This is a genomic window from Arenibacter algicola (genome assembly GCF_018860365.1).
GTDB classification, from domain to species: Bacteria; Bacteroidota; Bacteroidia; order Flavobacteriales; family Flavobacteriaceae; genus Arenibacter; species Arenibacter algicola_B.
The window spans coordinates 342,629-355,168 of record NZ_JAHKPO010000018.1 but is presented as its reverse complement, the minus strand read 5'-3'; the positions used below and the strand labels follow the sequence as shown (position 1 = coordinate 355,168).

General features: G+C 37.1%; 14 protein-coding genes. 11 read left to right on the top strand and 3 right to left on the bottom strand.

Annotated features, from left to right (window positions below):
- Window positions 1–11: 11 nt before the first annotated feature.
- Complete coding sequence (locus tag KO529_RS17080) at window positions 12–1,169, bottom strand: FecR family protein (protein ID WP_215949075.1); 1,158 nt, start codon at window positions 1,167–1,169, stop codon at window positions 12–14.
- 165 nt (window positions 1,170–1,334) lie between these two features.
- Between KO529_RS17080 and KO529_RS17075 the strand changes: the two genes are divergently transcribed.
- Both KO529_RS17075 and KO529_RS17070 read left to right on the top strand, forming a co-directional pair.
- Window positions 1,335–1,883 (top strand): RNA polymerase sigma factor, encoded by a 549-nt coding sequence (locus tag KO529_RS17075; RefSeq protein WP_215949074.1) that lies wholly within the window; start codon window positions 1,335–1,337, stop codon window positions 1,881–1,883.
- 274 nt (window positions 1,884–2,157) lie between these two features.
- Window positions 2,158–3,531, top strand: coding sequence for a Gfo/Idh/MocA family protein (locus KO529_RS17070; RefSeq protein WP_215949073.1), 1,374 nt, complete (start codon window positions 2,158–2,160; stop codon window positions 3,529–3,531).
- Between the two features lie 225 nt (window positions 3,532–3,756).
- On the opposite strand, the gene KO529_RS17065 is transcribed toward KO529_RS17070, so the two are convergent.
- On the bottom strand, window positions 3,757–3,966 hold the full coding sequence (locus KO529_RS17065; RefSeq protein WP_215949072.1) for a hypothetical protein: 210 nt from the start codon (window positions 3,964–3,966) through the stop codon (window positions 3,757–3,759).
- Window positions 3,967–4,373: 407 nt separating this feature from the next.
- Here KO529_RS17065 and KO529_RS17060 point away from each other — a divergent pair, with 407 nt between their 5' ends.
- From KO529_RS17060 to KO529_RS17040, 5 genes are all read left to right on the top strand, one after another.
- A complete protein-coding gene (locus tag KO529_RS17060; RefSeq protein ID WP_215949071.1) occupies window positions 4,374–4,814 on the top strand; it encodes a hypothetical protein in 441 nt (146 codons plus the stop codon).
- 31 nt (window positions 4,815–4,845) lie between these two features.
- Window positions 4,846–5,337 (top strand): RNA polymerase sigma factor, encoded by a 492-nt coding sequence (locus tag KO529_RS17055; protein ID WP_215949070.1) that lies wholly within the window; start codon window positions 4,846–4,848, stop codon window positions 5,335–5,337.
- Window positions 5,321–5,971, top strand: coding sequence for a hypothetical protein (locus KO529_RS17050; protein ID WP_215949069.1), 651 nt, complete (start codon window positions 5,321–5,323; stop codon window positions 5,969–5,971). The genes KO529_RS17055 and KO529_RS17050 overlap by 17 nt, the downstream gene beginning before the upstream one ends.
- 162 nt (window positions 5,972–6,133) lie before the next feature.
- Window positions 6,134–6,703, top strand: a complete 570-nt coding sequence (locus KO529_RS17045; RefSeq protein WP_215949068.1) for a Crp/Fnr family transcriptional regulator — start codon at window positions 6,134–6,136, stop codon at window positions 6,701–6,703.
- Between the two features lie 70 nt (window positions 6,704–6,773).
- Complete coding sequence (locus KO529_RS17040) at window positions 6,774–7,382, top strand: hypothetical protein (RefSeq protein ID WP_215949067.1); 609 nt, start codon at window positions 6,774–6,776, stop codon at window positions 7,380–7,382.
- On the opposite strand, the gene KO529_RS17035 is transcribed toward KO529_RS17040, so the two are convergent.
- A complete protein-coding gene (locus KO529_RS17035; protein ID WP_215949066.1) occupies window positions 7,352–7,981 on the bottom strand; it encodes a TetR/AcrR family transcriptional regulator in 630 nt (209 codons plus the stop codon). The genes KO529_RS17040 and KO529_RS17035 overlap by 31 nt on opposite strands.
- Before the next feature lie 54 nt (window positions 7,982–8,035).
- Here KO529_RS17035 and KO529_RS17030 point away from each other — a divergent pair, with 54 nt between their 5' ends.
- From KO529_RS17030 to KO529_RS17015, 4 genes are all read left to right on the top strand, one after another.
- The gene (locus KO529_RS17030) at window positions 8,036–8,893 is read left to right on the top strand and encodes an alpha/beta fold hydrolase (protein ID WP_215949065.1); all 858 of its coding nucleotides are present in this window, start codon (window positions 8,036–8,038) and stop codon (window positions 8,891–8,893) included.
- A gap of 296 nt (window positions 8,894–9,189) precedes the next feature.
- Window positions 9,190–9,780, top strand: coding sequence for a CPBP family intramembrane glutamic endopeptidase (locus KO529_RS17025; RefSeq protein WP_215949064.1), 591 nt, complete (start codon window positions 9,190–9,192; stop codon window positions 9,778–9,780).
- Between the two features lie 148 nt (window positions 9,781–9,928).
- Window positions 9,929–10,792, top strand: coding sequence for an AraC family transcriptional regulator (locus KO529_RS17020; protein ID WP_215949063.1), 864 nt, complete (start codon window positions 9,929–9,931; stop codon window positions 10,790–10,792).
- 254 nt (window positions 10,793–11,046) lie between these two features.
- The gene (locus KO529_RS17015) at window positions 11,047–12,486 is read left to right on the top strand and encodes an alkyl/aryl-sulfatase (protein ID WP_215949062.1); all 1,440 of its coding nucleotides are present in this window, start codon (window positions 11,047–11,049) and stop codon (window positions 12,484–12,486) included.
- Window positions 12,487–12,540 lie beyond the last annotated feature (54 nt).

The following is a 12,540-nucleotide window of genomic DNA, read 5'->3' as shown; positions in this document are numbered from 1 at the left end:
GCAACTGTTATTTAAGGTTGGTTTATTTCAATTTTATTTCCTACCCTGATATATGAAAAAGGGATACTACTCTGAAAATAGGTCATTACCTGTTCAATAGTCTCCGTATCGAACTTTGCAAAAAATTGCTGACTGTCCAAAAGTCTGTAATTGTTGGTAATGGAAACATCATAATGGCGCTCCAACACCTTTAAAATTTCTGGAAATGGTCTAATCTTAAATATGATCTGCCCATTGATCCAGGAAGTATATTCATTTACGTCGACCACTGCGATATCCATGTCGTTTTCCAATTTCTTCCAAGACGCAATTTGCCCTGGGGCCAGTAAATATTCGTCCTTATCCCTTAGTTCCCCACTGGTCTGGTACAATTCAACAGCACCTTCTACCAATACAGTGCTAACAGTGTCATCGTTTGCATAGGAACTAACATCAAACTTGGTTCCCAGTACACGGATATTAATGTCATCGGTGTTAACGATAAAGGGGTTGTTCTTGTCTTCAGACACTTCAAAAAAGGCTTCCCCGTCCAAGAAAACTTTTCTATTCTGATTTTTTAAGAATCGAACGGGATACTTAAAATGGGTGCCGGAATTAATGTGGACTATGGTACTATCGGAAAGAATCAATTTCATTTTCTTCCCATTGGGCACCACCAATTCGTTATAGACAAGACTTTCTTCAACTTGATTGTTGGAATTGGAAGTCCCTACATTTTTATAATCCAATTCACCTCCATCTTGCCGGCCAACAACTTTACCCGAGCTATCAACAATTACTACACTGCCATCTTCCTTAATAACCTGAATATTTCCATCCTCCTGTTTTATGGTAATGGCATTGGCATCTATATACGGTTCATCGGATTTGCCCAGGGTTAAATACATTATATAACCTATCCCGAACAGGGCTATAAGAATTGCGGCCCGTTGATACCATATGGTACTGGAGCGTCTTTGTGCAATCCTATTGTCCTGGATTTTATGCAACAGTAGGGAATACTCCTTTTCCAAATCCACTTCCTGTAGACCTAAATTCAATTGATAATGGTTTTCTACAATGGCCTTGAACTTCTTTTGGTTTTTTTCCTTTTCCAACCAAACCTTAAGTCGCTCCATTTCAACACCATCAATGGAATCATCCAAGTATTTATTTATTAATTTCCTCAATATTGATTTCCCTTAATTATTAACACATTAAATTGCGTATTCTTAGTGGAAACGAACAGAAAACAAAAAACCCTTAAAAAAGGCAAATATATTTTTCATATTTGTGACAAACCAGCTAACTTTATTAACCACCCCCTTTATACATTGAGGGACTTATAATCCAAAATGCCGCAGCAAAAAGATGTCTTTAAAATAGTATTTGAGCAACTTTACGGACCACTGCTAGCCTATACCAAAACACTTACGAACAATCACGACCAGGCCAAGGATATAGTCCAAAACTGTTTTATTACTTTATGGCAAAAGCGCCCTGATTTAGTGGAAAGTCCGGCCTTAAAGAGCTTTTTGTTTACCACCGCCTATAATTCCTTTATAGATCTTTACCGGAAAAATCAACGGAAAAATAAAATCTTTGATGAGCTTAAATACAATATGGCCAAAGAGAGCCTTATAGAAGAAGTAAGCCATGTTGACCATAAAATTAAAAAGTTAAAAATGGTTGTTGACAAATTACCCCCCAAGTGTCGGGAGATATTACTACTTAATAAAAGGGATGGATTAAAGTACAAGGAAATTGCCTCACGACTCAATATTTCAGAAAAAACGGTGGAAAGCCAGATGCGGATAGCATATAAAAAAATTCGGGAAGAATTTAAAAATGATAAACAGATTTTAATGGTGATTTTTAATAAGGATTCGAAATTTTCGGGTTAACTAATTAAGTTTTTGTTTAGCATTGAATTAAGTCCCTTATTTGTTACATTGAAAGATGTTTGTCAAATCAGGGAAAAACAGTGGGTCATGGTATGATCACAATGCCTTTTTAGATAACACTGGATAAATGAATAAGGTGGTGATATCCTTGCCATTATAGAAATAGAAAACTGCAGTTAATAGGTCTATTTTGAATTTTAGTTATTACCTTTTATAAATTTTCAGCCAATCAACCATGGGATTAAAATAAGTCGATCCCACAATTCATATTTCTATGACAAAACAACAAAAATCGGTATCACGACGAAGATTCTTGGATTCAATTACTACAGCAGCACTCGCAGTTCCTTTTTTGGGAACTTCCGCCATAAGTTTGGCATCACCAAAGAACAAACTAAAACATGCCTGTATAGGTGTCGGTGGAATGGGCTGGCACGACCTCCAAAATTTTAAGCAACATCCCAACGTGCAAATCGTAGCTCTATGTGATGTAGACGCAAAAAACTTGCAAAAGGCAGCGGAACTTTTTCCGGATGCCCGTACATATTCCGATTGGCGTGAACTTCTTAAAAAGGAGGACGATATTATTGACTCGGTGAATGTAACGGTACCGGACCATAATCATTTCGTCATTGCCTATCAGGCGATTCAAAATGGTAAACATGTCTATTGTCAAAAGCCTTTGTGCCATGATGTAGCAGAAGTTCGCAAACTTACCGAAGCATCAATAAAGGTCGGGGTAATAACCCAACTGGGCACCCACCATGCCTCTGGCAAAGGTGATCGTTCGGCAGTTCAAATCATTAAGGATGGTGTTATGGGAAAAATCAAGCACGCCTATCTCTGCTCCAACCGTCCAGCAGCGATAGAGACCTATAGGCTGCCAGGCCCGCGCCCACCTAAAGGTCAGGAAGTGCCTCCCCATTTAAATTGGGACCTTTGGACCGGAACCGCTCCTATGCGCCCCTATGCTCCCAAAATCTATCATCCGGCCATATGGAGAGCGTGGCAAGACTTTGGAACTGGGTGGTCCGGAGATATCGGATGTCATATATTTGACGCCGTTTGGAAAGGCCTTGGACTACAAGCACCTACGTCGGTCGTGGCCAAGGTCCAAGAGTCGTGGCAGAAATCTTCGGAACGAAACGGGGATACATGGCCGCAGGGCGACCATATCACTTGGATGTTCCCTGGCAACGAGTTTACCGAATCGGATGTTCTACCTGTGGAATGGTTTGACGGGGAGTTTTACCCGCCTTGGGAAATACAAGCTTTATTTCATGGGAAACCATATCCAGCAGAATCGGCCATTCTCATTGGAACCGAAGGAGCCTTGCTCATTCCTCACCGTGAAATGCCCGTTCTATTGCCAGAAAATAAATATATAGATTACGAAATGCCAAAATTGGATGACCGCAATCACTACCACCATTTTGTGGATGCCTGTTTGGGTAGTGAAAAAACAGAATCACATTTTGCTCAATCCGGCCCCATGACCGAAGCCATCCTATTGGGTACGGTTGCCATACGACTGCCAGGCACTGTCTTGGAATGGGATCCGGCCAATATGTTGTTCCCAAATCATCCAGAGGCCAATAAATATCTTCAACGTAAGTATCGCAAAGGCTGGAGTGTGGCTGGATTTTAATGGATCTAACAAATCGATTGTTTTAAAAGGAAGTAAAATAATATTACCGCCCTTGGAACGCATACCTTGATTTAATTCCCGATTAGAACAGGATATGGAACTCAATACCATAATAAAACAATTCACTCTTAGTTATATGAATTTGCACTTCAAATTTCACAATAGTACTCTGTAATTCTATTTACAGTCCTTGTTCCAAAAAAAGCCTTTGGCCCGCTTTATTTTTTACTCTTTTCTAACTGGGAGTTTGGATACGGCCTTAAGGGAGTCTGACTGGATCTCTGCAGTTCCGACCGGAGAAGCACACCTAACAAAATTATTAAAACATGCACAAACTTCAGGACTCTCTTGACAAGCTTCATTGTCGCTTGCACAGGAATTACCAATTAATAATAAAGAAAAAATGGCCAGAATAAATAAAATTTTTGATTTCATGTTCTCTGTTTTTAGATTGTTTCTGATTTAAAACCAAAACTATAGAAAGAAACCCTTTTCAAATATTACGTATGTAACTAAGTATATAAGAAATGTAACAAACAAATAATTGTGTTATAAGAATTCCATGGTAGGTCTTCAATTCCAGGTTTTTTCTATATTTATAAAGTGGCTTCATTTTTCCTAATTTATTTTTGAGCAAAATAGAATAAAGCCAGAAAGTGGTCTTTGTTGGGGCAAAAAGGTGGTATGAACACATCTTCCCTCTTACACTAGCCATTGGGTGGGGTCATTACCAATGTACTTGAGAGTAATTTTACCGGTAAAACGCATATCTTTTTAAAAAAAACATCCATAGGGTGTAATAATCTTTGTCTTTAGCCACTAACCAAGAAAAGATTAAAATTATGACACTAAAAAATGCACTTGACCATTTCAAAAATTTGGAATCCAAATCGACTAAAAAGTCTGAAATTAAGATTTACCGAAAGTTCATTCAGATATTGACGAGTTTAGAGAACAGTCACTTGTTGGACTCTGAAATTCAATCTATTGAACAGCAACTTGATGCTCTTCAATTAAATGCAACTACAACAAAAAATAAAAAAGCACTAAAACAGTTTCTAAAATATTTGAAGGATACTTTTTCCTTAACCCCTAAAGGATATTACACCAACCTGGGTATAGGATTGGGATCATCATTTGGAATTATTTTTGGAATAGTAGTACTTTCGAATTTTGAGCGGTCTCTGGGTATATCGTTCGGCATTGCCCTCGGAATGCTAATCGGCCTGGTCATAGGACGTAATTTGGATTCGCGGGCCAAGGATGCAGGGAAGATGATATAATACCCTTTAACCAGGCCAATAAACTAGAAGAGTGAGCAACGATTTTTATACATCTTCCATTTTGCCGTATGCCGCAATTATCATAAAGATATGCAGGGCATATACCAATACCCAGCAAGATTTCGAGGATTATTATCAAGAGGTGTGCTTACAAATTTGGAAAAGCAGAAATAACTTTCAGGCACGTTCCGAGTGGTCTACATGGGTATATAGACTATCTCTTAATGTATGCATGACCTTGTTGAAGAAACAGAAAAACAACCGTCAGCGTATAGCCTCGGATAAGCTACCCTCAGATATATCGGATGAGCCCCGTATTTTTATCGACGATTCCCTTGAGCAGCTTTATGCTGCAATTCGGCAGCTGTCCGAGGTGGACAGAGGGGTGATTTTGCTTTATCTGGAAGAAAAAACCTACCAAGAAATTGCAGATATCATTGGCACCAACCCAAATAATATTGGGGTGCGGATAAAACGAATTAAAGTACGATTAAAAAAAATCTTAGATGGAAAAATCAATTGAAACCATTTGGAAAGAAGGTTTCCTAAATAGGGATGCATTAATTGCTCCCAAGGTAAACGACATTTACAACATGAAGTCGATTCATATCATCGATAAATTCCAAAAATTGTTCTTGATCAATATATGGGGAATTATCATTGGCTCTTCCCTGCTATTTATTGCGTCCTATTTTGCAGGAGCTTTGCTTGCCGGCAGTATTGTACTAATAATGATGCTCTGGGTTGCATACACCGCTTACCATGAATTAAAGGCTTTGGAAAAGATAGATAAAGGGCAAAGCAGTTATACTTTTTTAAAATCCTTTAAGGATTGGATATCCAAATCTATAGATAGGTATGGAAAAATGTATAGGGTAGTATATCCTGTCCTAATACTTGTTTTCTACTTTGGAATCTGGTTTTCCGATATATTTGCTGGCAAGCGGGAAATGGTCGCAGCCAACTCAAATGATATGGTGTTCGGGCTACATATCTACACCACGATTATCATTATAATTGCGGCTGTTCTGATGGGCATTTTCAGTAAGGCAATTCATAGTAAGGATGTAAAAACGATTTATGGGGGAATATTGAGAAAGCTCGACTTGGCCCTTGCTGAAATGGAGGAATTGAGAGATGAACAACCCCTATGCTAAGGAGAGAAATGCGGAATACACTGAATACAATTAATGAGAAAATAAAGGGTTTTCAGGGGTTAGTTTTTTAAATAATGCTATCTTACAACTTACCAGTCCAGACGTTAAAACCCCCTCAAATTATATTATTAAGGTGTAAGGCCATTATTTTAACTTTTAGAGATGTATCAAAAGCTTAGTGCAATTATTAACTCCGTATCCCCAATTTCGAGTAAATCATTGGCAAAAATCCAAGAGTTAGCGGAATACATTGATGTAAAAAAGGGAGAACTAATAACTGCCGTGGGACAAAATAATAATCTGGAGTATTTTATTCTTGAGGGAATCTGTAAAAGTTTTCTATACACTCCGGAAGGAGATGATGTAACAATTTCATTCTTTATGTCGGGCTCAATAATATCCCCTTATACAACAAGACATAAAGACGGGAAATCCATTATCAATTTACGCGCTTTGACCGATACCGTAATAGCAACTATCAATGCAGAAGAGTTTGAACAATTAATGGTGGAAGATCTCGAAATCAGACATTTCGGCAATACTGTATTAAGAAATGAATTAATGGGCAAAGTTAAAAAAGAAATAGCATTGGCTTCCCTTAAAGGTAAGGACAGGTTACAGCTTCTAAGAGATAATTTTCCGAATATAGAAAACCTCATACCCCATTCTGACATAGCTTCATATTTAGGGGTAACCACTATTTCTTTAAGTAGATTAAGAACACAATCTTAACGCTTATCATTTGTTAATGGAATCTTCTGATGAATTGCTAACCTTTGATTTTTAATCAAAAACATTCATTATGTCTATTTTAAATTCCTTGCTCCTAAAAACTTCCTCAGTAAAGAAAATTTGTATTTCGTTCGTTGCCAGTCACTTGGTCCTGCTCCTGATGTGGATATTTACTTTGCCGGTGATCAATGATCAAATTGGAACCCAAGTTTTCGATCTCCAAACCTTTGGATATGATGTTTCCGTGGCGGAATCAATTGTAAACAACTTAAATGATAGGACTACTGCACTTTACCTTTTTCCACAATTAACCTTGTTGGATGTACTGTATCCTTTTCTAATGGCACTATTCTTAAGTAGCCTTTTGTTTCGACTTTTTAAAATAACCAAAACAACTAGTAAGGTAACATCAATACTGTTGGTTATTCCGTTCTTGGCGATGATCTTTGATTATGCAGAAAATATATGTGTTATTTTAATGATTACGAAATCAATCGAGACATCCGAAACCATAGTCCTTATATCAAGTACCTTTACCGTTTTAAAAGGTCTACTGACTTCAATTGCCTGGATAGCCATTTTAGTTTATACTATTAAATGGTTAGGAATAAAAATTATTGAGCGGAACAAAGAACTAGCAACAGCACATCACCCAAAAAGCTCTGGCAATAAATTTTGAAATTCGCTTTTCCCTTGAGATGTAAGAAAGGGAAATAATATACTTAAGTAGGCATTCACGTAATAATCTATATTATGGGTATCCAACTTATTTGAGTAAAGTCGACTGGAGTACAGCCAAGTATTACCATAATTAATCATTCTTTCTGCTAGAAAGTTATACTCCTTTTCAAATGATGCTTCCCTCATCAAGTTTTTTTGTTTCAATTTTTGGAATAACAAAAAACACCCACTTATCCTTTTTTTGTAAACTTCTTGGAAATGTTCCCTCACCCTATCGCTTATGGACAGAAGATTGTATAAATCGGTCCAAAAGAAGGTATAATCCAACATTCTCTTCATACTGCTCACAACATCATTTCTAAGTTGTTCAATTGACACCTCGGTTTTCGGTAACACATGGATTCTTTGATCAAATTCTGAAACCATTTCAAAATATAAAGCTTCAAAAATATCCTCCCGCTTTTTATAATGATAATTTAAGTTTCCTGAACTCATATTCATTTTTAAAGCAATCATTCTTATAGTGACATCATGATAGCCGTTTTCGTTAAATAAAGTCCTGGCGGCTTCCAAAATCGATTTCTTTTTTTTACTCATTAGTAAACTTGTCCTAAAAATATATTATTAGTAAATTTGTCCTAAAATTACAAAATGAAATCATTATACAAATCCGAAATAGGTCAAAAAGAGATTATAAATCTTTATGAGCAAAAAATAAAGGATTTAGACATAGATTATAATTACAAAATTATTAATACTGAATTTGGGAAAACCAATATTATCGTCACAGGAGATTCAACAAAACCCCCTATTTTGTTGATACACGGTTCCAATGGCTGTGCTCCCATTGCATTGGAAACTTATCCCAATCTGTATAAAGATTTTCAAGTATTTGCCATAGATGTTCTTGCCCAACCAAATAAAAGCGCAGAAACTAGATTGAGTATGAAAGACAATAGCTATGGCGTATGGATCAATGATATTATAAATCAGCTAAAGCTTAATAATGTTACCATGGCCGGTTTTTCCTTTGGGGGACTGATCATACTTAAAACATTGATTCAGAATGAAAAAAATATCAAAGAAGTATTTTTGTCGGCCCCTGCTTTTATAGTCAATGGAAATCCACTAATTTTATTATTCAGGGTGTTTCTTCCTATGAAGCTTTATATAAAAACCCAAAAGGTCAAATACCTTGAAAACTTTTTAAAAACCCTATTTACCGAGCCAGATAATTTTGCTCTTAAATATTTGGCAAAAGTCTTTATTCAATTTAGAATGGATTTTACTCCTGTTCCCGTTATAACTAAAGAAGAGGCCTTACAAATAAGTACTCCGATCACCCTGTTTGCCGCTAAAAAGGATATTATGTTTCCAGGTGCGAAAATGCTAAAACGCGCCAAAAAGATTTTTCCTTCGTTAAAAAAAGTAGTAATGCTGGAAAACTCCAAACATGTGCAAAACAGGACGGATAATTATGCCATTGAAAATATAATATTGAAAAATTAAAGTGCTGCATGTATATTTACATAACACTCATATTTAACATAAACCTGTATTAGGGCAACCAAAGTTAATTGAAGGATTTTTTTACATTATCAATCGTCCAGGGCAAGGAAGGGAAGAAAAGGTATCGGTGGCAAATTGCAATAACCTTACTAATTCTCTTCATACTTGGTTCCTTGATAAACATACCTTTTAGTAGGGAAGTCAAACGATTGAAATTGGAGGCCGGTTTGGCAAACCTTAATCTGAAGGGATCAATTTATGATGAACTGTTGACCATTGGCATTAGTAGTCTTGTTTTGGGTACAATATTGATTTTTATTGGTTTATGGGTTTCATCAAGAGCCAATCTGGGAGCTCCTCTACTGGCCAGTTTTTTTTCCAAGGAGCCTACGCACAAAACATTACATTGGAAAGCCTTACTTTCAAGTTTGTTATTAGCAACACTCGTAGCCTTACTACTATTGGGATTATTTGAAGTGCAAAAAGAGTTTTATCCAGTTTCGCATAAACTAACACGCCCATCCAAACCCTTTTATGCCCTAGTGTCCTTCTCGGCCGGAATTAGCGAAGAAATAATATTTAGGTTAGGTTTGATGTCTTTAATAATTACGGTCATTCAATTTTTGAAAAAGGCAGAAAATCCGTCGAATAAAATGATCTGGACTGGCATTATAATTTCAGCAATAGTATTTGGCCTTGTTCATCTACCATTGTCAAAGAATTTTGTGGAGCCAACGCCTTTTACTATTGGTACAACAATGATAGGAAACTTAATAACAGGGTCAACATTCGGGTGGATATTTTGGAAACGGGGATTATTAATCGCTATTATGTCACATATTACCTTTGATCTAGTCTTTCACGTCATTGGGACACCATTTGGTTAAAATACAATTGCGATTTATACCAATACCATGTATCAAAGCATTACCTGCCCCCGGATATGGCAAGAGAGTTCAAGGCCATAATTGAGCAATTATGAATATTTCCTATATTGGGAATCATTAATACCAAATCCATCATTTACTCAACCCTGTGAATACAATCCCCAACATATCATTCGAGAGCGAAGAAAACGAAAAAGAATTCGAGTTCCTTCATCTATCCAAGTTGTTTGCCAAAATTAAGGCAGGTTTGGAACATAATCCCCACTTGCCACATAGGGTCAGCTTTTTTGCCTTGTTGATTGTTACCAACGGCGTAGGAAGTCATCAAATTGACCTGAAGGAGTATCCGTTAAAAAAAGGGACGGTTTTAAAAATAGCCAAAGGTCAAGTACATGCCTTTCAGGAAAACCCTAATTATGATGGATTCCTTATTTTGTTTACCGAGGAATTTGTCCTGAATTATTTTTCCAAATCTTCCATCGAGTTTATTTCCCATCTCTACAATTATCATATTTCCAAGCCACTAGTGGAAGGAAGTAATTTAAATGAAGCTTTCATAGAGGAGACACTGGTTGAATTGGAGGCAGAAAACACCTACGCCCAAAGGAACATTGTAGGCGCCATTCTAGAGTTATATCTGCTAAGATTGGAAAGACTTACAGATTCTGCCCAACTGCCAAAGCAGAACCATCAGCATTATTCTATGTTTCTTGATTTTAAGAATTTGGTAGAAAAACAATATACCCTAACCCGGAATGTAAAGGACTATGCAAAAATGCTACAGGTTTCTACCAAACATTTGAACCTGATCGTAAAGGAATTTACCTTGAACACTGCCAAACATTTTATTGATGATTTTGTAACGCTTGAAACAAAAAGGGCCATAGCCAGTACAAGTTCGAGTTTAAAGGAAATAGGATATGCCATGGGTTTTGATGAAGTGACCAATTTTACCAAATTCTTTAAAAAACATACTGGCACTACGCCCAAACAATTTAAAGCGGGAATATAAAAATGTGGTCCCGTATTTACCATTCTTACCCTAAGATTTTCCGCGTTGTTACTTTGATTTAGTAAGATAAATTTTTGTCGACTATCATTTACACTATTCCAAAAAAAACAACCCTGCTCCTATTCCATTTATGAAGCCGATAAAACTCTGGTTTCACATTTACCATTTTTATCAAAACATTCACCTTTCCAAAGGTTTCTATTATTGCGAATTTTGTAAGGAATTAAACAAGTCTTCAAATTAAATCTATTAATATGAACAAATTGAAAAGTCAAATAGCGGTTACATACTCCTTTAAAACAGTCAGGAACCAAGCAATTATAAAAGGTGCTTTGCTTATTTTGGGAATTATTTTGATGCAGGCATGTCAAAATTCACCCAAACATAATACATCCCAAGTGCAGGATGAAGAACATCCGAATATCACCAAATTAAAAAGTCAGAATGCCGAATTTATTCCAGAAATCATCAAATTGAACGAAAAGGTATATGTGGCCGTAGGCTATGATGGTTCCAATGCCTCTATGGTTATTGGAGAACAAGGGGTAGTGATCATTGATGCGCTACGTGCCTTGGGTGCAGCGGAAAAGGTAGCGGAAGAGTTCCGGAATATAACCGATAAACCTGTGGAAGCTTTAATTTATACACATGGCCATCTGGATCATACTGGGGGCACATCAGCTTTTACAGGCAATAACAAAGACGTAAAGATCATTGCGCGGGAGGGATTTAAGGATGAGTTAGAGGAGCACTCACCGGTAGAGCCTATATTAAAACAGAGAAACATACGTCAATTTGGGCGCGATTTACCTGCTAAAGATATCATTAACAGAGGTGTGGCCCCAGGTATTACTCCAACTGATAGGGCCGGAAAAGGGTATATTGCACCTAACCTTACATTTCAAGACTCTATAACCCTTAACCTGGCCGGCATAGATATTGAATTGCATGCCGCTGATGGGGAAACAAATGACGAGCTCTTTGTTTGGATTCCCGATCTGAAAACATTATTTGCCGGAGATAATTACTACAAATCATTTCCAAACCTTTATGCTATTCGGGGTTCGCAATATAGGGATGTAAAATCATGGGGCGAATCCATTCAAAAAATGAGTACCTACCCAGTGGAATACCTTGTACCGGGGCATACCCGTCCTGTTTCAGGAAAAACTCTTGTCCATTGCAATTTAAAAAACTACTCAACAGCTATTTTAAGTGTATACCAACAAACCATAGATGCCATGAACAAGGGCTATACGCTACAACAAACCGTTGACAGCGTAAGGTTGGCAGATTCGTTAATAGAGCAACCCAACTTACAGGAGTTTTACGGGTCTGTGCCATGGGGCGTTCGTTCTATATTTTTGCACTATGTAGGCTGGTTTGATGGTAACCCTACCAACCTTTATCCCCTTTCTTCATCACAAGAGGCCAAACATATGGTTGAATTGGCAGGCGGAGAGGAAAAAATGTTTCATAAACTGAGCCAAGCATTAGAAAAAAGTGATTACCAGTGGGGGTTAGAGTTGGCCGACTATCTACTAAAAACAGACTATGAAAAAGTTAAAGTCACAAAAGTTAAGATAGCGCTTTTAAGAGCTTTGGCGGCAGAGCAAATAAATGCTCCAGCAAGAAACTATTACCTATCCTATTCTTATGAATTGGAGAAGAGTTTGGAAAAAAGCGCCTTATAACAGTTTTATAGGCGGTTTCAGAATCACCATTATCCTTTATACATTCACCTTTTT